The organism is Ralstonia sp. 1138, assembly GCF_040544795.1.
In the GTDB taxonomy this organism is placed as follows: Bacteria; Pseudomonadota; Gammaproteobacteria; order Burkholderiales; family Burkholderiaceae; genus Ralstonia; species Ralstonia flatus.
In genome coordinates this window covers 14,881-34,502 of sequence record NZ_JBEPKQ010000002.1, presented here as the reverse complement: position 1 = coordinate 34,502, position 19,622 = coordinate 14,881, and the positions used below count along the sequence as shown (strand labels likewise).

General features: G+C 66.9%; 17 protein-coding genes. 9 read left to right on the top strand and 8 right to left on the bottom strand.

The window, feature by feature from the left end:
- Window positions 1-112 precede the first annotated feature (112 nt).
- Both ABIC76_RS07755 and ABIC76_RS07750 read left to right on the top strand, forming a co-directional pair.
- A complete protein-coding gene (locus ABIC76_RS07755; protein ID WP_012436616.1) occupies window positions 113-535 on the top strand; it encodes a hypothetical protein in 423 nt (140 codons plus the stop codon).
- A 41-nt stretch (window positions 536-576) separates the two neighbouring features.
- Entirely contained in the window at window positions 577-978 is a 402-nt protein-coding gene (locus ABIC76_RS07750) for a hypothetical protein (RefSeq protein ID WP_354533587.1), read from the top strand.
- A gap of 41 nt (window positions 979-1,019) precedes the next feature.
- Here ABIC76_RS07750 and ABIC76_RS07745 read toward each other — a convergent pair whose 3' ends face one another.
- Window positions 1,020-1,736 carry a glutathione S-transferase gene (locus ABIC76_RS07745; protein ID WP_354533586.1) on the bottom strand — a complete coding sequence of 239 codons (717 nt, stop codon included), beginning with the start codon at window positions 1,734-1,736 and terminating at the stop codon, window positions 1,020-1,022.
- 119 nt (window positions 1,737-1,855) lie between these two features.
- On the opposite strand from ABIC76_RS07745, the gene ABIC76_RS07740 reads away from it, so the two are divergent.
- The gene (locus ABIC76_RS07740) at window positions 1,856-3,109 is read left to right on the top strand and encodes an MFS transporter (RefSeq protein ID WP_102065091.1); all 1,254 of its coding nucleotides are present in this window, start codon (window positions 1,856-1,858) and stop codon (window positions 3,107-3,109) included.
- Window positions 3,110-3,175: 66 nt separating this feature from the next.
- On the top strand, window positions 3,176-5,443 hold the full coding sequence (locus ABIC76_RS07735; RefSeq protein WP_354533585.1) for a mechanosensitive ion channel family protein: 2,268 nt from the start codon (window positions 3,176-3,178) through the stop codon (window positions 5,441-5,443).
- Window positions 5,444-5,724: 281 nt separating this feature from the next.
- Here the strand turns inward: ABIC76_RS07735 and ABIC76_RS07730 are convergent, their stop codons facing one another.
- On the bottom strand, window positions 5,725-6,771 hold the full coding sequence (locus ABIC76_RS07730; protein WP_102063963.1) for a porin: 1,047 nt from the start codon (window positions 6,769-6,771) through the stop codon (window positions 5,725-5,727).
- Between the two features lie 288 nt (window positions 6,772-7,059).
- On the opposite strand from ABIC76_RS07730, the gene ABIC76_RS07725 reads away from it, so the two are divergent.
- Window positions 7,060-7,923 (top strand): MurR/RpiR family transcriptional regulator, encoded by an 864-nt coding sequence (locus ABIC76_RS07725; RefSeq protein ID WP_015855786.1) that lies wholly within the window; start codon window positions 7,060-7,062, stop codon window positions 7,921-7,923.
- Window positions 7,924-7,995: 72 nt separating this feature from the next.
- Here ABIC76_RS07725 and ABIC76_RS07720 read toward each other — a convergent pair whose 3' ends face one another.
- The gene (locus ABIC76_RS07720) at window positions 7,996-8,760 is read right to left on the bottom strand and encodes a PepSY-associated TM helix domain-containing protein (protein ID WP_102063964.1); all 765 of its coding nucleotides are present in this window, start codon (window positions 8,758-8,760) and stop codon (window positions 7,996-7,998) included.
- A gap of 89 nt (window positions 8,761-8,849) precedes the next feature.
- Complete coding sequence (locus ABIC76_RS07715; protein WP_354533584.1) at window positions 8,850-9,833, bottom strand: helix-turn-helix domain-containing protein; 984 nt, start codon at window positions 9,831-9,833, stop codon at window positions 8,850-8,852.
- Window positions 9,834-9,950: 117 nt separating this feature from the next.
- On the opposite strand from ABIC76_RS07715, the gene ABIC76_RS07710 reads away from it, so the two are divergent.
- The gene (locus ABIC76_RS07710) at window positions 9,951-10,871 is read left to right on the top strand and encodes an alpha/beta hydrolase family protein (RefSeq protein ID WP_354533583.1); all 921 of its coding nucleotides are present in this window, start codon (window positions 9,951-9,953) and stop codon (window positions 10,869-10,871) included.
- Window positions 10,872-10,883: 12 nt separating this feature from the next.
- On the opposite strand, the gene ABIC76_RS07705 is transcribed toward ABIC76_RS07710, so the two are convergent.
- Window positions 10,884-11,681, bottom strand: coding sequence for a MipA/OmpV family protein (locus tag ABIC76_RS07705; RefSeq protein ID WP_354533582.1), 798 nt, complete (start codon window positions 11,679-11,681; stop codon window positions 10,884-10,886).
- A 202-nt stretch (window positions 11,682-11,883) separates the two neighbouring features.
- Between ABIC76_RS07705 and ABIC76_RS07700 the strand changes: the two genes are divergently transcribed.
- Complete coding sequence (locus ABIC76_RS07700; protein ID WP_102065093.1) at window positions 11,884-12,615, top strand: response regulator; 732 nt, start codon at window positions 11,884-11,886, stop codon at window positions 12,613-12,615.
- A 3-nt stretch (window positions 12,616-12,618) separates the two neighbouring features.
- Entirely contained in the window at window positions 12,619-13,944 is a 1,326-nt protein-coding gene (locus ABIC76_RS07695) for an ATP-binding protein (RefSeq protein WP_354533581.1), read from the top strand.
- A gap of 36 nt (window positions 13,945-13,980) precedes the next feature.
- Here the strand turns inward: ABIC76_RS07695 and ABIC76_RS07690 are convergent, their stop codons facing one another.
- Entirely contained in the window at window positions 13,981-14,778 is a 798-nt protein-coding gene (locus ABIC76_RS07690) for an AraC family transcriptional regulator (protein ID WP_027680451.1), read from the bottom strand.
- 282 nt (window positions 14,779-15,060) lie between these two features.
- Between ABIC76_RS07690 and ABIC76_RS07685 the strand changes: the two genes are divergently transcribed.
- Complete coding sequence (locus tag ABIC76_RS07685; RefSeq protein WP_354533580.1) at window positions 15,061-16,152, top strand: ABC transporter substrate-binding protein; 1,092 nt, start codon at window positions 15,061-15,063, stop codon at window positions 16,150-16,152.
- Between the two features lie 682 nt (window positions 16,153-16,834).
- On the opposite strand, the gene ABIC76_RS07680 is transcribed toward ABIC76_RS07685, so the two are convergent.
- Entirely contained in the window at window positions 16,835-18,136 is a 1,302-nt protein-coding gene (locus tag ABIC76_RS07680) for an MFS transporter (RefSeq protein ID WP_027680520.1), read from the bottom strand.
- A gap of 8 nt (window positions 18,137-18,144) precedes the next feature.
- Window positions 18,145-19,386 carry an AGE family epimerase/isomerase gene (locus ABIC76_RS07675; protein ID WP_354533578.1) on the bottom strand — a complete coding sequence of 414 codons (1,242 nt, stop codon included), beginning with the start codon at window positions 19,384-19,386 and terminating at the stop codon, window positions 18,145-18,147.
- Window positions 19,387-19,622 lie beyond the last annotated feature (236 nt).

Sequence of the window (19,622 nt, the reverse complement as noted above, 5' to 3'; positions counted from 1 at the left end):
CCAAGATAGATCGCACGGATGGCAGATGTGCGACGTCGGACGCAACGTCAAGCCGGAAGTCGGAAGTGAATCGAATCGGCGACGCCTGCAATCTGGGGTCAGGGGAAACAACATGAAGACGCAATATCTCAGCAAGCAAGAAATCTACGACGGCGCAGTCCGTCATCTGTTCGGTCAGGGCGGCGCGGCCATCCTGCCGCGCGGCGGCGCTGCGTACCACGGCCAGGGCGGTCGCTGCTGTCCCATCGGCAACCTGATCGGCGTGCGCGATTACACGACGTCGATGGAAAGCGTGCCGGTGCGCTACATCCTCAAGCCCACCAACGAGATTCCGCGCTACATGGATGCCGGCGTCATCGCGTTGCGCCGTGCGCTCAAGCGTGCGCGCATCGACGTGGACGACCGCGACACCGTCGAGCTGCTCTCCAAGCTGCAGAACGCGCATGACGTGTTCGGCACGTGGGAGTGGAAGGAACGCCTGCAGTCGATCGCACGCCAATTCGGCCTGAGCGGCGCTCTCGTCGATACATTCTGACCGACCGGCCGGTCACAGATCACCCTAAAGAAGGTGACGCCATGAAAGGGAAGGGGACGTTCCTCGCCATCGAGGACATTTTTGAACGCGTGTGCACGCACCTGCTCGCACAGCAATGCCGCTCCGAAGACGCCGACGGCGAGCCGCGCTACCGCGGCCTCGACAACCGCCGCTGCGGGGTCGGCATTCTGATCGACGATGCGTTCTATTGCAGCGCCATCGAGCGCCTGGGCGTGAGCCTGCTGCGCGTGCCGAGCGAGGATCCGCTCGCGCGTGCGCTGCGCAGCTCCGGCGTGAATGTCGACGACGATCAGGTGGTGGAATTGCTGATCGATCTGCAGGACATCCATGATCTCGCGGCCATCGAAAGCTGGCCCACGGCGCTGGAAGACATCCGGCGCCGGTTACCCCGCCTGTTGTCCGATACGCCGCTGGCAGCCTGAACGACGCATCCACTGCGAACCCGGCCCTGCGCCGGGTTTCGTCATTTCAGCGCGTCAAGTTCCGGATAGTGGCGGAAGATGCCCATCGTGTTGAACGGAATGCGACGCGGCGATTCCAGATACGCCGCGATGTTCGGCTGCGCCGCCACGCGGTCGTGCAGCGCTGCCAGATGCGGCAGCTCGCGTTCGTAGCGCTGCATGTGGCGCGGGAACGCATAGCGCAGCCCGGCCACGATCTGGAACAGCGACAAATCCACATACGTCAGCGCATCGCGCACGGCCCATGTCGGGCCAGCGGGGTTGCGGTCGAGCACGCGCTCGAAGTAGTGCAGGAATTTGGGCGCGCGATTGTCGAGAAAATCCTGCGTGCGGCGCTTGGCCTCGGCGCGCTGGTCTTCGTAGTACTCGCACGACGCGATGGGGTGGTGCGTGTCGTGAATCTCCACCACGAAATCGGCAATCGTCAGTTGCAGGCCGTGCGTCCACAGGCCGCCGGCTTCGTCGTGCGGGGCCAGGCCGTAGTGCTGGCCCAGATAAAGCAGGATGTTGGCCGTCTGCGCGATCACCAACGGGCCGGCCACCAGGAATGGCGGCGCGAACGGCGGCGTGGGAATGCCGGCATCGTCCAGAAACGCTTCGATGGCGGCTTCATCTTCGCGGCCGAGATCGGTATAGGGCACGGCGGCCTGCTCCAGCGCGAGCCGGACGAATTCGCCGCGGCCCTGGATTTCGGGCCAGTAATAGAGCGTGGTTTCCATGGTCGGGCGGGGGGAACAAGGTGATGGCTGCGCAGCAAGGCGGATGCCGCGTCGCAGCAGGAACGATGCCTGCGAACGATAATAGGCGCTTGCCTCTGCGCCTGTTTCAACCGCCCGCCGTGAACGCTCCGCTTTCTCCTTCGCCCGCCATCGAGCCCGCCGATCCGTCGCGCTGGCTGGTCCGTGGCCATCCCGGTTATCTGCGCGCCAATCTGGCGCTGTTCGCGGCGGGTTTCTCGACGTTCTCGCTGCTGTATTGCGTGCAGCCGCTCATGCCGCTGCTGGCGCACGACTTTGGCCTCACGCCCGCGCAGACGAGCCTGGTGCTGTCCGCATCGACGCTGCTGCTGGCCTTTGCGATCCTGTTTGCGGGGCTGCTGTCGGAGTCGATCCATCGCAAGACGCTGATGGGCGTGTCGCTCGTGCTCTCGTCGGCGCTCACATTGGCGGCGGCGGTGCTGCCGGGCTGGCACGGGTTGCTGGCCACGCGGGCCTTGCTGGGTGTGGTGCTGGGCGGCGTGCCGGCGGTGGCCATGGCGTATCTGGCCGAAGAGGTGCACCCGCAAGGGCTTGGCATGGCGATGGGCCTGTACGTTGGCGGCACCGCATTCGGCGGCATGGCGGGGCGCGTGCTGACCGGCGCCGTGGCCGACCATTTCGGCTGGCGCGCCGCCATCGGCTTTACCGGCATGCTGGGTTGGCTCGCGGCGCTGGCCTTTCTGTGGCTGCTGCCGCCGTCACGCCGGTTTGTGCCGCGCAAGGGCGTGGCGCTGGGCGACCTGTTCGACACGCTGGGCGCCCATCTGCGCGAGCCGGGACTGCGCGCGCTGTTCGCCATGGGCTTTCTGCTGATGGGCGGCTTTGTCACCATTTACAACTACGCGAGCTTCCACTTGCTCGACGCGCCATACGCCCTCAGCCAGACGGCGGTGGGCGGCATCTTCATGGTGTATCTGCTGGGCATTGGCGCCTCGGCATGGTTCGGCCGATTGGCGGATCGCCATGGCCGGGGCCGCATGCTGCTGGCGGGCACAGCGCTGATGTCGACGGGCGTGCTGATGACGTTGGCGGGCCCGCTGGTGCTGGTGATTGGCGGCATCGCGCTGCTGACCTTCGGTTTCTTTGGTGCGCACGCGGTGGCCAGCGGCTGGGTCGGGCGCCGCGCGCAGCGTGCCAAGGGGCAGGCCGCGGCGCTGTATTTGCTGGCGTATTACCTGGGCTCCAGCCTGATCGGCACGACAGGCGGCAAGCTCTATGCGCCGTGGGGCTGGCCGGGCGTGGTGATGTTGGTGATGGGCTGCATGGCCTGTGCGCTGGGCACGGCGGCCTGGCTCTGGCGGCGGGCTCCGATGCCGCCGGGCGCCAAGCGCTGAGGTTGTGCGCCCCGGGAATTCGCGTATCGTGCCGTGATCGATGTCTGCACGATCGCTTTCCCTGTCATGCGTACTCATTTCCTGTTCTGCACGCGGCGACTGTGGCCGCTCGCATCGTTCCTGTTTCTGCTGATGGCCGGCGTGGCCCACATGGCCGATGCCGCGCCGGTGTCGTTCGCCAAGCTGGCCGGGCTGCCGACTTCCGCCACCAGCGCATCGGCGCCGGCAGCGGACCCGGCGCAGACGCGCCAGTCGCTCGACAGCGTCATCACGCTGCTCGACAACGACCAGCAGCGCACGGCCCTCGTCAATGAACTGAAGCAGCTGCGCGATGGCATGAGCGCGCAGCAGAAGGTACAGGCCGAACAGGCGCCGGGCTTGTTGGGCGCGGTGGCGTCCCTCATCGAGAACGGCTCACTGCAGGCCGATGTGGAGGCCGGTGCGCCGCGCTACTGGCTGCGCCGCATCGAAGCCGCCAGCGGTAACGCGAGCCTGCTCGTCGCGCCCGAGCGGCGCATGCCGCTGGTCGCCGACTTTGCGAGCACCGTTGGCATCTGGGCCGCCATCGCCGCTGGCCTGCTCGGCCTGGGCTGGCTGATCCGCCGCGTATTTGGCCTCACCGCGGGCCTCGGGCCGCATCCGACCACGCGCGCGCTGTTGATCGATGCGCTGCGCAAGATCGGCCCGTGGGCGATCTCCTTTGCCGTCATCATGCGGCTTGACCGAGACGCCTCGCCGGGTTTTGTGCTGGCGCTGGTGCTGGCCTACGCCATCGTGTGGGGCGCGATCATCACGGCGGGCGTGGCGATGCTGTTCTCGCTGTTTTCCGGCAGTGCGCACCGGCGCGTGGCGGTGGAATATCTGTTCAAGCACGGCATGTGGCCGATCTTTCTGACGGCCAGCCTGGGCGCCTGCGGCGATGCGCTGGTCGACCCGCGCGTCGCGTTGGTGCTGGGCGGCTCGCTCAGTCTGCTGCTGGCCACGGTGTGCAATGTGGTGTCTTCGTTGATGCTGGCGGTGGGCGCGTTGTGGGCGCGGCGGCCCATCGGCCAGTTGATCGCCAATCGTCCGCTGGAGCTGCGCAGCGGCGAACACACGGGCAACCAGGTCCGCCGGCTGCTGGCGGCGTTCTGGCCGGTGCCGGTGCTGGTGCTGGCCGGCGCCACCGTCATGGCCACGTTGACGACGCCCGATAACGTTGACGTCGTGGCACGCCGTGCCGTGATGACGTCGCTGCTGCTGGTCGCGGCGTTCTTCCTGTCGGCGCTGGTCCGCCCCCGCGCGAACTGGCGCTCGCATCTACGTCTGGCGCGCAGCTCGCCTTATCTCGAGCGGCTCAAGCATTTCGTCGGTGCGCTGATCAAGCTCGTCATCTGGATCGCGTTCCTGGAGCTGGTGCTGCGCGTGTGGGGCCACACGCTGGTGGAGGTCGCGCACAGTTCGGTCAACGGCAAGCGCATCGCCGATGCCTTGGTGGGCCTGATCGGCACCGTGTTTGCCACCTGGCTGGTCTGGATTCTGCTCGACACGGCGATCTTGCGGGCGCTGTCGCCGGCGTCGGCGCGGGCGCAGCCGAGCACGCGCGCGCTCACGATCCTGCCGCTGCTGCGCAATGGCCTGAAGGTGACGCTGGTGGTGACGGCCAGCATTGGCGTGCTGGCCAACCTGGGCGTGAACGTGACACCGCTGGTGGCCGGCGCCGGCGTGATCGGCCTGGCGGTGGGCTTTGGCGCGCAGTCGCTGGCGCAGGACTTCATTACCGGCATCTTCATCCTGATGGAAGACACGATCAGCGTGGGCGATGTGGTGGACGTGGGCGTGGCCACGGGCTCCGTCATCAACCTGACCATTCGCACGGTGCGGCTGCGCGATGGCACGGGCGCGGTGCTGTCGATTCCGTTCAGCCAGATCAAGACCGTGCGCAACCTCTCGCGCGATTACTCGTTTGCCGACTTTGAAGTGCGCGTGGCGATGGAGGCCGAACCGCAGCAGGCGATCGATCTTGTGCGCGCGGCGGCCGACCAGATTGCGGGTGAGCCGCGCTTTGGCTACACGTTGCTCGGTGGTGCGGAAATCTTCGGGCTGGATCGCTTTGAAGGGGGCGCGATGATCGTCAAGGGGCGGTTCAAGACGCGTCCGCAGAAGCAGGCGGATGTGCTGCGGGCGTTCAACGTTGTGCTCAAGGATGCGTTCGACAAGGCGGGCGTGCCGCTGGCGGCGCCGGGGACGGTGTTGCGGACTTCTGCGGCGTTGGAGGCGTGGATGACGCGGGTTGGGGCGGAGAAAGGGGCGTCGGCTTCTTCCAATGAACCGCCTGCTGCTGCGCCGGCTTAAGGGCGTTGGTGGTTTGCTGGGGTTTCGTCCCCTGCCGGGGCCGACTTGCTTTTCTTTGTCTTGCCAAAGAAAAGTAAGCAAAAGAAAGGCGCGCCCGAGATGGCGACCCCCTCCTTGAATTTCTGTAACCGGGCGGAGAAGGAGGCAAACTCGCTGCGCTCAGACAGGCCTCCTTCTTTTTTCCGCCCGCTTACAGAAATTCAAGGCGCCATCTAGGGCAGGGAAAGTCAAAGGCCGAACCGTCTGGGCGCACGTCTTGGCGCCCAGGCCGTGTCCTCGTTTTAGAAGCCGTGGCGCATGCCGACCATGACGCCGGTCTGCGAAGCCTTCGGCAGGGCGGCTGCCAGGACGGTGCCGGCGTCTTTCTGGTGGGTGTAGTCCATGCCGACGTACAGCCACGTGCGCTTGCTGACCACGTAATTCATGATCGCGTAGGCGGTGTAGCGCAGGCCGTCGGGGTCGCGCTGGCGCGTGGCCATGCCGCCCACGACGAGGTTGTACTGACCGCTGAAGTCGTACTTCACGCCGCCGAGGATGAGATCGTTCTTGGTGGGCGTGCCGTCGCGGTAGTTGATGTAGCCGAGCATCAGTTTGGCCGGGCCGACCTGCACGCTGCCGCCGGTGGTCCAGGTGCGGGTGCCGACCGATTGCAGGTCTTTCTGCTGCTCCCACGCGCCGCCGAACGCGAACGGGCCGCTGGCGTAGTTGAGCGACAGCGCGCTGTAGTTGCCTGCGGAGAACGCGCCCGCCTGCTCGCCCATGCCGACCATCACGCCCGGGCGCCAGCCGTTGAAATCGCCCACGTACTTGACCGAGTTGTCGATGCGCACGCCGGTGGCGGTGACGTGCCACGCCGTCGCGCCGAGGTTGCCGATGGAAAGCGCGTCGTATTGGCCGGCCGTGTTGAAGACGAGGTTCTCCTGCCGGCCGAACGTCAGCGACCCGAACCCGCCTTCCAAGCCGACATACGCCTGGCGCCCGAACAGGCGCGAGGTGGCGGGCGTGGTCGGTTTGTAGCCGCCCAGGCCCATGTCGTTGGTGGAGCCCACGCCGGTGTCCGGGGCGAAACCGCTAACCAGGTGGAACACGGCCTTCAGGCCGTTGCCCAGGTCTTCCGAGCCGCGAATGCCGAAGCGGCTGCCGCTGTAGTAGCCGCCTGCCATCTCGGCCTTGCCGTGGCCGTCGACGTCGTTGTTGGTGCTGTAGCGCAGGCCGGTTTCCATCACGCCGTACAGCGTGACGCTGGATTGCGCGTGCGCGGCACCGCAGGCCAGCAGCGCCGACAGTGCAACGGCCGATAGCGGAATGGAACGGATCGAAGTGGTCATGTGGCTCCCTTATTGTCGTCACGACTGTTGTGTCGGCCGGAACGGGTTTTCCGGCTTGGCTCGGGGGCCGACTCTCAGGCAAGTCTGCGCTGTAAGGGTTGAAGTTACGCATGCACCGGCAAAGCGCCGCACACGTCGCGCCGGTTGGGGCATTGCCCGCTGAAGGGGCATTGCGCGTAAACCGCGGGCTTACAGATTCTTGGGGGTTTTCCCTCGGCCAGGCGGCGCGGGGCGGGGCTGCCGCTACACTGGCGACGCTGATTTCCGTTTGCCGCCCACGTATCCGCCATGCCTTCGTTCTCCGTTCCCCTGCTCAACGCCCTGCGCGACCAGCTGCCCGCGCTGTCGCCGGCGCAGCAGGGCGTGGCGCGGTTGATCCTGGAAGCGCCGGAGCTGTCGCTCGAACAATCCGTGGAGACACTGGCCGTGCGCGCCGGCGTGTCGATGCCGACCATCGTGCGGATGTGCCAGGCGCTCGGCTTTGAAGGCTTGCGGGAGTTCAAGGCCACGCTGGCGGCCGAGCTGGCGCACGCGCAGCCGACGCTGCCGGGTCATGTCGGCCGGGCGGACCCGCCGGCGCTGGTCGCCAGCAAGGTCATCGATGGCGCCACGCGGGCGCTGGCCAAGCTGCGCGAATCGCTGTCCACCACGCAGGTCGACGCCGCCGCCGAACGCATTGCCCGCGCGCGCCGCGTCGATTGCTATGCGGCCGGCGCGGCCTCATCGTTCATGGCGAACGACATGCAGGCGCGGCTGATGCGGCTGGGGCTGGCGTCCAACGCCTACTTCGATGCGCATCTGCAGCTTGTGTCGGCGGCCATGCTGGGCGCGTCCGACGTTGTGGTGGCGTTCTCGCACGTGGGGCGCATGCCGTATCTGCTGGAGTCGATCGCCTATGCGGCCGAGCAGGGCGCGTGCGTGATCGCCATCACCCAGGCGGGCACGCCGCTGGCCGAGCGCGCGCAGATCGCGCTGACGGTGGACGTACCGGAAGATGCGGTGATGCGGGTCGGCACCGAGGCGTACCTCGTGCATCTGACCGTCATCGAGATCCTGATGACCTGCGTGGCGCAACGCCGCGATGAGATGGTGCGCTCGCGCATGCGGGCAATCCAGCGACTGTTGACCGAACGCAGCGTCGATCGCCCGTAAGCAACGGCAACGAAGCCGCGAAGGCAAAAAAAAATGGCGCCACGCGGGCGCCATTCACAACATATTCGGCACTTAGAGCCGCGAGATCGCCAGCCCGATCGCCAGCAGACTCCCCAACCCGAAGATCGTCCAGCCGACCGTGCGGCGCTTGGTGGTCATCACCCACAGCCACAGGCCCGAGATCGACAGGAAGATCAGGCAGCCGGCCAGCGTATCCACCAGCAGAATCCACGGCACCGTCATGCCGACGCCCTTGTGCAGGTTCATCAGCGTGCCGAGGAAGCCGTTGTCGGTCTGGCGGATCGCTACCGAGCGGTTGCCGGCCCAGTATTCGGCCTGGATTTGCGTGGTGGCGCTGCCGAAGTTGAAGGTCCATTGCTCGGGCTGCATCAGCGGCTTGGCGGCCGGTTCGCGCGGTGCGTCGGCGTTCTTGTCGTCCTTGGCGCCTTCGCCCTTGGCCGGGCGTTCGGCCCAGGCCACCGGCTTGGCCTTTTCCACGCGCGTGCGGGTGGCCGGCTCCGGCGTGTTCAGCGTCTGCTGCAGCCAGGCGGCCATCGCTTCGGGCGTGGCGGGCACGGGGTCGGGCAGGGCGATCTGCGTATTGATGCGCTGTTGCGCCACGGGCAGCTTCAACACCGCACGGTGGTTCAGCCAGATGCCCGACACGCCAAAGATCAGGCCCATCACGGCGCCCCACAGGCCGAACCAGCCGTGCGTCTTGCGCAGCCAGCGGACGATCGTGGCGCGGCGGTTGGCCGGGTGTTCGGATTTGGCCTTGGCCGGGCGTGCATTGGCGGCCGGCTCAGCCGAGAGTGGAGGTTGGGACAGGTCGGTCATGAAGCACAAGGCAGCGCACGGGCCGCCGGAGGGAGGCAAATCGACCGGCCAATATAGATGAGAATGATTCTCGTTGCAATCGGGTGAAGTTACAGCGTAATACGCTCCAACGCCCGCCGCGACGCCTCATCCGCCGGATAGAAACACTCGATGCGCATCTCCTGCAGCCCCGCATCGCGCGGTGTGCCCAGCGTGGTGAGCGTGGAGAACAGCGAGATCGTCACGCCGTCGCGCTGCAGTGAGATGGGCAGGAAGGGCGGCGGATCCCCGGCATCCTGCGCGGGCGCGGCGTGGGGTGCCGGCGCATCTGCCGCATCGAACAGCGCCGGTTGCATCGCGCGGATGTCGTGCAGCAGCCGCTGCGTTGCCGGGTCGATGGCTTGTAGCGCCAATTCCTGGCGCACACGCCGGGCCAGGTAGCGGCCGACGGCATCGCGGTTGGCGATGGCCGGCCACAGCGCGGTCGGGTCGAATACCAGCTTCATCATGTTGACGGCACCCGGAGCGCCTTCGGACCGGTCGTCGCCGATGGCCCAGCGCATCAGGCGGCGATGCGCGGCATTGGCGTCGAGCACGTGCCAGAAACGGTCCAGCACGATGGCCGGATACGGCGCCTGCTTGTCGAGGATCAGCTTCACCGCGTGGCGCACCGCCTGCATCATCGGCGAGGTTTCATCGCCCGGCGTGGCGAGGCCCTGTTCGGAATAGGCGGGAGCGAAACCGGCCGCCAGCAGCATCTGGTTGCGATGGCGCAGCGGCACGTTCAGCTCCTCGGCCAGTTGCAGGATCATGTTGCGGCTGGGCGCCGCGCGGGCCGATTCCAGAAAGCTCACATGCCGCTGCGACACACCCGCCGCCAGGGCCAGCGCCAGCTGGCTATAGCCGCGCCGCGTGCGCCAGAAGCGCAGCAACTGCGGGAAGCGCGAGAGCGCCGCTTCAGGCGGCTCAATTGCCGCTTGGGCCGCTTGGGCCGCTTGGGCCGCTTGGGCGCCATGAGAGGCGTGGGCGTCTTCAAGCATGAGGGTGTCGTCGATGGACGAAGTGGAGGCGGAGGCGGGCTTGGTGGGCGTCATGTCACCTATTGAAGCAGAGTCGGGTAGCTGCCGCGATTACCTGTCGCGTAATTGTGACCGCAGCCTGCGCCGCCAATACTCGGTCCATCCCAATTTGAAAGCCCGAGCGGAGTGCCCATGCAGCGCGAATCGATCGACTACCCCGCCGATGCCCTTCCCACCCGCGACGACCACGTCCGCACGGCCGACGGCTGGACGCTGCCCGTGACGGTCACCAGCCCCGGGCTGGGTGCGCACGGCACGGTGGTGATCTGTTCGGCGCTGGGCGTGCCGCGCCAGTTCTATGCGGCGTTTGCGCGGGCGCTGTGCCTGGCGGGCTGGCGTGTGGTGACGTTCGACTACCGCGGCATTGGCGAGGCGGCAGCAACCGGCCCGGGCACGCCACGCTTTGCCGATTGGGGCCGGCACGACATCGACGCGGTGCTGAAATGGGTGCACGACACGCTCGTCCCCGAGGGCTGCAGCGGCCGCAGGCTGGTGGTGCTCGGCCACAGCGCGGGCGGGCAATTGGCGGGGCTGGCGCCGCACATCGTGCACGCCGATGCGCTGGTGCACGTGGCGGTGTCGCTGGCGAACGCGCGGCTGTGGCCGTGGCGCGGGCCGCTGAGCCGTCCGCAGCTCGCGTGGCTGCTGCAGGTGCGGATTCCATTGGCGGTGGCGCGCGCGTGCGGCGGCATGCTGCCGCTGGCGGCCGTCGGCATGGGGCCGATGTCGATTCCGGCCGCCATCCTCGGCGATTGGGCGCGTTTTGCCCGTCGGCGCGGCTATCTCTTTGCGCCTGGCGCGGGGCTGGATACGTCGCGCTATCCGAGGCTGACCGTGCCGCTGCTCGCCTGGGGTTTTGACGATGACCCGATGGCGCCGGCCAACGCCATCGATGCGCTCATCGCGCAGTTTCCTGCCACGCGCGTCACGCGCCGCCAGGTGAGCGGCGCGGCGCTCGGTGCCAAGGGCGTCGGCCACATGGGCTTCTTCCGCGCATCGTCCGGCGCGCCGTGGTGGCGCGAAACCGTGGCGTGGCTGGACGCCCTCGCTTGATTGGCTGCCCGGTCAGAACGTGTAGACGAGGCCCGTACCGCCAAAGTAGCTCTGCTTGTTCTGCACGATCGGGCTCTTGGCCGCGTTGCCCAGCAGGCGCGAGGTGCCCACCGCCGTCTGCACCGCCCAGTGGCGCGAGAACGTATGCGTCCAGGCCACCGTGAGCGTGGCCGCCTGCAGGCCGCTGCTCGCGCTGTACTCGGCAAAGCCGCTGTTGGCCGATTGCTGCGGCGTCACCCCGAAGTACGTCTGCATGTATTTGCTCGAGCCGAAATGCAGGCTCGGGCTCACGGTGATCGTGTCGCTGCCCCAGCTCACGACCGGCGCGGCCACGTCGATGTGGCCAGACCAGCCCCGCTCGCGGTTGGTGATCGGCACTTCCAGCGTGGCGCTGCCCGTGGTGTCGCCGATCAGCTTGCCGCCCACCGTGAACACGCCGAGCAGCGATCCCTTGACCGTGCCCATGCCCTTGAGGTGATCCGAGCCGGGGCGGCCGTAGCGGTTGGTGTCGGAGCGGCCCGGATCGTACGACAGCGCGGCCGAGGCGAACATGCCGTTCAGGAAGCGGAGGGCATAGCCCGCACCGCCCTGCGTCGGGTCGATGAACCAGCCGTTGCCGAAATCTGCCCGGAAGCCCGGGCCGGCCGTCACGGTGTACTCCTTGCTGCCCTGATAGCGCGGCGCCACGCCCGCGTTGAGCGACAGCGAATACGACGATTCATCGGCATACACGGATGAGGGTGACAGCCACATGCCGGACAGCACGGCCAGATAAGCGACGGAAAACCGGGGGGAGAGACGATTGAGCACGTAGGACCTCTTGTTGGACCTCTTGAGAGAGAGCCCGCAGTCTGGCGAGATGCCACGCGCACGTCTGTCTGGAAATTGCCGGGAAGTTGTGCGCAATTGTGCGCGAGTGTCTGCAAGTTTCTCCGCCCCAACCGCTCGCAAGGCCGGCGCCGTACACTGCGCGCCAACACAAGAAGAAACGGGGGTACGGGCGATGACCGCGATGACCGACGCGCCGCTCAAGACCAAGGTGTTGCTGATCGAAGATGACGACCGCCTCGCGCAGCTTGTCGGCGAATACCTGGGCAACTATGAATTTGCAGTCGAAGTGGTGCGCCGCGGCGACATTGCCGTGGCCGCCGTGCGTGAGCACCAGCCCGCGCTGGTGATTCTCGACCTGATGCTGCCGCACATGGACGGCATGGAAGTGTGCCGGCGCATCCGCGCGTTCTCGCGCGTGCCGGTGCTGATCCTGACCGCGCGTGTCGACACGTACGACCAGGTGGCCGGGCTGGAAATCGGCGCCGACGACTACGTGCTCAAGCCCATCGAGCCGCGCCTGCTCGTCGCCCGGGCTCGCGCGCTGCTGCGCCGTTCGACGCCTGTCATGTCGACGTCCGAGCCGGTGGCGCCGCGCGACGACACGCTCGTCTTCGGCGAGCTTGCCATCTCGCCGCCCAACCGCACCGTCACGTGGCGCGGCCAGCCGGTCGACCTCAAGACGGCCGAGTTCAACTTGCTGCTGATCCTGGCGCGTGCGGCCGGCACCGTACTGAGCCGCGACGACATCCTCAAGCAGTTGCGCGGTATCGAGTTCGACGGGCTGGACCGGACTGTCGACTCGGGCATCTCGCGCCTGCGCCGCCGCTTTGGCGACGCCTCGCCCGAGCCGCACAAGATCAAGACAATCTGGGGACGCGGTTATCTGTTCAGCCCCTCGGCGTGGGAGGACTGAACCATGCTCAAGTCGTTACTGAAGCTGTACGCGATGGTCGTGGTGGCGGCCGCGCTCGCGCTGATCGGCGTGAACAAGTCGTTCGTGTGGATGTTCCACGACACGCTCACGCATGGCGAGCGCGAGGTGCGCAAGGGCTACGCCTTCGTGCTCCAGGAGTACCTGGACCGCGCCGACCTCACTGGCCCCGCGGGCCGCGATGCCGCCATCGCGCGCCTGAACAAGAACGCCTGGGAGAAGTTCGACATCGTCGATCCGGACACCGTGCCGAATTTCTCCGCGCAGCAACGGCGCGATCTTGCCGACAAGAAGCTTGTGCTGATGACCAACGGCAAGGATTACTACCTGCCGCTGCGCGACGGCACCGTGCTGCACGCTTACAGCGCTGATATGGACTACCTCGGCATCCAGCTCATGGCCTACGCGCTGATTGCCATTGCCGCCCTGCTGCCGCTGCTGCTCTGGGTCTGGATGCATTGGCGCGACCTGCGTGTGCTGGAAGACGCCGCGCGCGGCTTTGGGGCCGGCAACCTGGGGACGCGCGCCAATCTGCGCAAACGCTCGAACGTGTATGCGCTGGCGCGCCAGTTCGACGAGATGGCCGAGCGCATCCAGGGCTCGATCCAGCACCAGCGCGAGATGATGAACGGCATCTCGCATGAGCTGAAGACGCCGATTGCGCGGCTGGAATTCGGCATCGCGCTGCTGCAGTCGCCGCCGTCGCCGTCCTCGCCGTCGTCAGAAACGCAGCACAACCTGCGGCTCGATGCGCTGCGCCGCGACGTGCGTGAACTCGATGAGCTGGTGAGCGAATTGCTGGCGTTGAGCCGCCTGGAGCAGGGCGCCACACACCTTGTGCTGATGCGCGTGGCGGTGGACGAGTGGCTCGACAGCGTGGTCGCCAGCGTCGCCAATGACGTGGCCGACCGCCAGCTCACCCTGGCCGTGCATGCCGAGGGCGCTCCGGCGCACCACGTCTGCGACCCGCGCCTGCTGGCGCGTGCGCTGCTCAACCTGATCCGCAACGCCGCACGCTACGCCCGCAACACCATCACCATCCGCGCTGAAGCGGGGCCTTCAGGGGCGCTGCGCCTGACGGTGGAAGACGATGGCCCCGGCATTCCCGAGCCGGATCGCGCGCGCGTGTTCGAGCCGTTCCTGCGCCTGGATGCCAGCCGCGATCGCCACACCGGCGGCTTCGGCCTGGGGCTGGCGATCGTGCGCCGTATTGCGCTCGTGCATGGCGGCGACGTCCGCCTCGATGCCGGTGCGGCAGGCGGAGCGCGGTTTGCGGTGCTGTTGCCGGCGATGACGATCCCGCCGCTGTAGGCGCAGCAGGATCGGGGCGTTCCAGGCGCGCTAAGGCTAAGCGTCTTCGCCGCCCGGTCGATGCAGAAACGCGCTCGGGCTGCTGCCGAACGCCCGGCGGAACATCGCAGAGAACGCGCTCTGGCTGTTGTAGCCCAGCTCCTGCGCCACGCGCGACAGCGGCATGCCTTGCGACATCATCGGGATGGCGCTGGCGAGCACGGCCTGCTGGCGCCACTGCGAAAAGCTCACGCCCAGTTCGTCCCGGAAGCGGCGCGCCAGTGTGCGGGCGCTGGCACCGACGTCGCGGGCGAGGGCGTCGAAGGTGAGCGAGGTGCCGGGGTCGGCCATCACGCGTTCGCACAGGGCGCGCAGGCGCTTGTCGGCGGGCATGGGCAGATCCAGCGGCAGCGGTGCGCTGCGGCGCAGCTCATCCAGGATCAGCGTGGCCAGCGCCTGCTCGCGCGCGGCGGGCAGCGGCTGGCGGACGTCCATCGCGGCAATCAGCTCGCGCAGCAACGGCGACACCTCCATCACGCGGCACTGCGCGAGCGTGCCCGTCACCACGGACGGGTCGGCATACAGCGTACGCAGGAAGGCCGCCTCGACCACCCACACTTCGTGCTCGATGCCGGGCGGAATCCAGATCGCCCGCGAAGGCGGCACCACCCAGGCGGTGTCGCCGGCCTGCACGCGCAGCACGCTGTTGTGGCTATACGCCACCTGCGCCCACGGATGCGTGTGGCGCGGGAAGCGCGTGTTGGCCTCCATCTGCCGCGTGTAAAGCCGCACCGGATGCGCCGCTGAGGGCGGTGTGCGGCCTTCGATATCGGTGGGCAGGAGGCGCTGTGGCATGGCGGGTTTGCGACAGAAACGGTCGGGCCAGTGTAAATGCGGCGCCAGGACTTGTCGAAGCCAGACGTCGATGGCAGGCTATCGCCCGGCGCCGATGATGTGGGGCGCCACACTAGAAAGCGGACTGCCGAAGCGGTCTCGACAAAAACGCCGTTGCCCACGAGGCACGCGGCGAAATGGGTGCGAACAATGCAAACGGGAAATCACACGCGTAGCCGGGGGGCGCGCGGGGCGATGGGATGGTTGCGGCCATGGGCCGCGCTTGCCACGTGGGTGGCATGCATGGCCGCGTTGACAGCGCCAGCCGCCCACGCCGACATCAGCATCATCCAATCCTTGCCGCTGTCCGGCACCCAGGCCGCGACGGGGCGGGCGCTCAACGCCGGCGCACGGCTGTATTTCGACTGGCTCAACCTGGACGGCGGCATCAACGGCGAAACCATCCGCCTGGTCGCCCGCGACGACGAGCAGAAGGTCGAGCAGACCGTCCGCAACGTGCGCGACATGGCCAAGATCGACAACCCGGTGGCAGCGCTCACCGTGGTCGGCACCGCCAATGTGGAAGCGCTCATGCGCAACGGCGTGCTGGCCGAAGCCAACCTGCCGCTCGTCGGCCCCGCCACCGGTGCCTCCAGCATGACCGGCGATCCGCTGGTGTTTCCCATCAAGGCCAGCTATCAGCAGGAGATCGACAAGATGGTGGGTGCGCTCGTCACCATCGGCGTCACGCGCATCGGCGTGCTGTATCAGGACGATGCGCTGGGCAAGGAGGTGCTGGCCGGCGTGGAGCGCACGCTCAAGCCGTACAAGCTCACGATTGGGGCCACGGCTTCGTACCCGCGCAATACGGCCTCGGTGAGCGCCGCGGTCGACAAGCTGCTCGGCGCCGATGTGCAGGCCATCTTCCTGGGCGCCACGGCGGAGCCCGCCGCGCAATTCATCAAGCAATACCGCGCGCGCGGCGGTGGGGCGCAGCTGCTCGGGTTGTCGTCGATTGATCCGGGCATCCTGCTCAAGGTGGCCGGCATCGACGCGGTGCGCGGCTATTCCCTCGCGCTCGTGATGCCTAACCCTGGCAAGGGCGTGAACCCCGTCATCCGCGAATTCAACCGCGCACGCACAGCCGTCGGCGCCAAGGATGTCGAACTGTCATTCCGGGCGGTGGAAGGCTTTGTGGCCGCCAAGGTGCTGGCCGAAGCCGTGCGCCGCGCCGGCCCCAAGCCCACGCGCGACCAAGTGCGCCGCGAGCTGGCCCATTTGCGCAACTTCGATGTGGGTGGCGGGTTTGTGGTGGATTTTTCGGACCGCACGCGTCCGGGGTCGAATTATGTGGAGTTGGGGGTGGTGGGGCCGAATGGGCTGGTGATTCAGTAGCGCTCGCGCATGTGGAGCTTGTTGTACTGAATGTCGGGGTTGGAAGTTGGTAGGAGCGGGGGTTTCTTTGTTGGTGGTGCATCCCTTGTTTCATCCCCTGCCGGGGCTGACTCACTTTCTTTGGTCTTGCCCAAAGAAAGTAAGCAAAGAAATGCGCGCCCGAGATGGCGAAAGACTCCTTCAATTTCCGTAACCGGGCGGAGGCGGGGAAAACTCGCTGCGCTCAGACAGTTCCCCGCCTTGTTTCCGCCCGCTTACAAAAATTGAAGGCGCCATCAAGGGCAGGAAAGTCAAAGGACAAAGCCAAACACTCTGGGCGCAGGCCCAAACGACAAAGGCCAACCGCGCGATGGGTTGGCCTTTTTCTTTTGACGTTGAGCCCTTGATGGCGCCTTGAATTTTTGTGAGCGGGCGGATCAAGGAAGGAGGCTGTCTGAGCGCAGCGAGTTTGCCTCCTTCCCCGCACGGTCACACAAATTCAAGGAGTCTTTCGCCATCTCGGGCGCGCCTTTCTTTTGCTTACTTTTCTTTGGCAAGACAAAGAAAAGTAAGTCGGTCCCGGCAGGGAACGAAAGGGAGGTGGACCACCAACAAAAATCCCAGCAAAAACCAAAAACCCAAAAAGCAAAACGCCCCTCAGAGAGATCCCCTCTGAGAGGCGTTCATTCATCCACGAGACCAGTTAAGCCACAGGCGCCGTCCCCGCCCCATGCTCATGCCTGCCCGCCGGCTTCACAATCGCCAGCGTGGCAATCAACCCGCACAGCGCGGCAAACGACACCCACACGCCAGGCATCGCCTTGTTGCCCGTTTCGTGGATCAGCCATGTGGCAATCGCCGGGGTGAAGCCACCGAAGATCGCCGTGGCCAGGCTGTACGCCAGCGAGAAACCCGTGGTGCGCACTTCCGGCGGCATGATCTCGGTGAGCGTGACCACCATCGCGCCGTTGTAGCTGCCATACAGGAACGACAGCCACAGCAGCACGATCAGCATGCGGGCGAACGACGGTGCGCTCACCAGCCACTGCATGGCCGGGTACGCCGTCACCAGCATCAGCACGGTAAAGAGGATCAGCAGCGGGCGGCGGCCGACGCGGTCGGACACCGCGCCCATCACCGGCAGCCAGAAGAAGTTCGACGCGCCCACGCACAGCGTGACGATCAGGCTGTCCATGTCCGACAGGTGCAGCACGCTCTTGCCGAAGGTCGGCGTGTAGGCGGTGATCAGGTAGAACGACACCGTGGTCATCACGACCATCAGCGTGCCTGCGCCCACCAGGCGCCAGTTCTGGCCCATCGAGCGGAACACGGCGCGCAGGTCCGGACGGTGCTTGCGCTTCTGGAACTCCTCGGTCTCTTGCAGCGAGCGGCGGATGATGAACAGGAACGGCACGATCAGGCAGCCGATCAGGAACGGCACGCGCCAGCCCCATGCGCTCATCTCGGACGGCGGCAGCAGGTACGACATCAGCACGCCCAGCAGCGCGGCAAACATGACCGCCACCTGCTGGCTGGCCGACTGCCAGCTCACGAAGAAGCCCTTCTTGCCCGGGGTGGCGATTTCGGCCAGGTAGACCGACACACCGCCCAGCTCGACACCGGCCGAGAAGCCTTGCAGCAACCGGCCGATCAGCACCAGCAGCGGCGCCGCCAGCCCGATGGTGGCATAGCCCGGCACCAGCGCGATCAGCAGCGTGCCGCAGGCCATGAGCGCCAGCGTGACGATCAGGCCCGTGCGGCGGCCGTGACGGTCGATGTACGCGCCCAGGAAGATCGCGCCCAGGGGCCGCATCAGGAAGCCGGCGCCAAAGGTCACCAGCGACAGCATCAGCGAGAGGAACTCGTTGCCGGCGGGGAAGAAGGTGTCGGCGATGGCCTTGGCGTAATAGCCATAGACCATGAAGTCGTACATCTCCAGGAAGTTGCCGCTAACCACCCGGAAGACGGTGCGGGCCTTGGATTCGTTGGGGTTGGAGGTATGCATGATGGGTCTCACTCAACAGCTTGGGTACAACGTGCGGGCGAGCCGGTCAGCGCGCTGCGGGCCGCCTCGTAAAAGGTGGTGATGTGGTACGGCGTGCTTGACGGCATGTCGGCGCGCAGGCGCTGGCCGGCGGGGTCGATCACTTCGTTCCAGCCTTGCGCATGCAGGAAGCGCGCAGACCACGCCGGCAGCAGGCGCGCGAGCATGGCGCCCTGCGTCTCGGTGCACAACGCGAGGGCGCGGCCGTATTCGGTTTGCGCCCAGATACGCTGGCAGGCGTCGCGCATCGTGCCGTCCAGGTTGAGCGACAGACACACGCCCTGCGTGGCCGGGTCCACGCCATCGGCGCAGGCGGCATTCACCGCGCGGGCGAGGGTCTCGGCCAGATGGCGCCCGGCTTCGGACCGCGTAAAGACGTCGGCGTGTGCGCGCACGAGATAGAACCATTCGAACTGGTGACCGGGTTCGATGCGGTTGTCGGTGCTGGCTTCGTCAACGGGCAACTCGGCGATGCTGCCCGTGCGCGTATCGATGAAGCGCGCCAGGATGCCCTCGGCCAGCGTCCGCACGCCGGCCTCGGCCCACGCGGGCGGCTCGTCCAGCGCGGCGGCGGCCAGGTACGCCTCGGTCAGGTGCATCACCGGGTTCTGCGCGACGCCGGCCAGCGTGGTGCTGAACGCGCCATCCATGGAGGCAACCGGCAGCGGCTTGGCACCGGCGCGTGCAAAGCTGCGGGTGATCACGTCGTGCGCGTCGTGCATCAGCGCGGCAGCACGCGGGTCTTCGCTCACGGCCAGCCAATGTGCGGCGGCAAACAGCACAAAGGCGTGCGTGTACAGATCCTTGGTGGTGTCGTGCGGGGCCAGCGCGCTGTCGATCGCAAACAGCCAGCCGCCGTGGATCGTGTCGCGAAAGCGCGTGTCCAGCGCGTGACACAGCGCGGCGGCGCGTTCGGCGCAGAGATCGCGGTGGCGGTTGGAGAGCTGCGTGGCGCGCGCAAAGGTATACAACTGCCGCGCACAGGCCATCGCCCGGTAGCGCGCGGTGGACGCCGGCGCGAGTGCACCGTTGTCGACGACGAGCGCCTCATAGCAGAGACCGGCCTGCGCGTTCCAACCGGGCCCCAGCCACATGGGCAACAGGACGTCGTCGTAGTAGCGGTCGAACGATTCCAGCGCAGCCGCAATCGCGGCGGACGGTTCGGTCGTGGCCGTATCGGGCGGCGGGGGCGTGGAGGGTCGTGAAAGCATGTGCGCCGTGATGATCGTGGCGGGCGTCGACCCGTTCTAGCCAGGCCGGCTGCTCGTATCTGTTCTGTTCACCATAGGCGACGTACATACGTTCTATATGTGAACAGACCCGGGATTGTGCTCCAAGTGGCGGCCCCGCGCCACGCACAACTGAGCCAATCCCGGTCACCGTGCAGGGTTGTGGGTCCAATGAAAGGTTTTTGCCGGATGCTGCCTGGGCGTGGGTTGTGCGAAGA

What these genes read in the sequence shown, in the direction of transcription:
- ABIC76_RS07755 (WP_012436616.1), top strand. Translation starts at nt 113, where the DNA reads ATGAAGACGCAATATCTCAGCAAGCAAGAAATCTACGACGGCGCAGTC.
- ABIC76_RS07750 (WP_354533587.1), top strand. Translation starts at nt 577, where the DNA reads ATGAAAGGGAAGGGGACGTTCCTCGCCATCGAGGACATTTTTGAACGC.
- ABIC76_RS07745 (WP_354533586.1), bottom strand. Translation starts at nt 1,736, where the DNA reads ATGGAAACCACGCTCTATTACTGGCCCGAAATCCAGGGCCGCGGCGAA.
- ABIC76_RS07735 (WP_354533585.1), top strand. Translation starts at nt 3,176, where the DNA reads ATGCGTACTCATTTCCTGTTCTGCACGCGGCGACTGTGGCCGCTCGCA.
- ABIC76_RS07730 (WP_102063963.1), bottom strand. Translation starts at nt 6,771, where the DNA reads ATGACCACTTCGATCCGTTCCATTCCGCTATCGGCCGTTGCACTGTCG.
- ABIC76_RS07725 (WP_015855786.1), top strand. Translation starts at nt 7,060, where the DNA reads ATGCCTTCGTTCTCCGTTCCCCTGCTCAACGCCCTGCGCGACCAGCTG.
- ABIC76_RS07720 (WP_102063964.1), bottom strand. Translation starts at nt 8,760, where the DNA reads ATGACCGACCTGTCCCAACCTCCACTCTCGGCTGAGCCGGCCGCCAAT.
- ABIC76_RS07715 (WP_354533584.1), bottom strand. Translation starts at nt 9,833, where the DNA reads ATGACGCCCACCAAGCCCGCCTCCGCCTCCACTTCGTCCATCGACGAC.
- ABIC76_RS07710 (WP_354533583.1), top strand. Translation starts at nt 9,951, where the DNA reads ATGCAGCGCGAATCGATCGACTACCCCGCCGATGCCCTTCCCACCCGC.
- ABIC76_RS07700 (WP_102065093.1), top strand. Translation starts at nt 11,884, where the DNA reads ATGACCGACGCGCCGCTCAAGACCAAGGTGTTGCTGATCGAAGATGAC.
- ABIC76_RS07695 (WP_354533581.1), top strand. Translation starts at nt 12,619, where the DNA reads ATGCTCAAGTCGTTACTGAAGCTGTACGCGATGGTCGTGGTGGCGGCC.
- ABIC76_RS07690 (WP_027680451.1), bottom strand. Translation starts at nt 14,778, where the DNA reads ATGCCACAGCGCCTCCTGCCCACCGATATCGAAGGCCGCACACCGCCC.
- ABIC76_RS07685 (WP_354533580.1), top strand. Translation starts at nt 15,061, where the DNA reads ATGGCCGCGTTGACAGCGCCAGCCGCCCACGCCGACATCAGCATCATC.
- ABIC76_RS07680 (WP_027680520.1), bottom strand. Translation starts at nt 18,136, where the DNA reads ATGCATACCTCCAACCCCAACGAATCCAAGGCCCGCACCGTCTTCCGG.
- ABIC76_RS07675 (WP_354533578.1), bottom strand. Translation starts at nt 19,386, where the DNA reads ATGCTTTCACGACCCTCCACGCCCCCGCCGCCCGATACGGCCACGACC.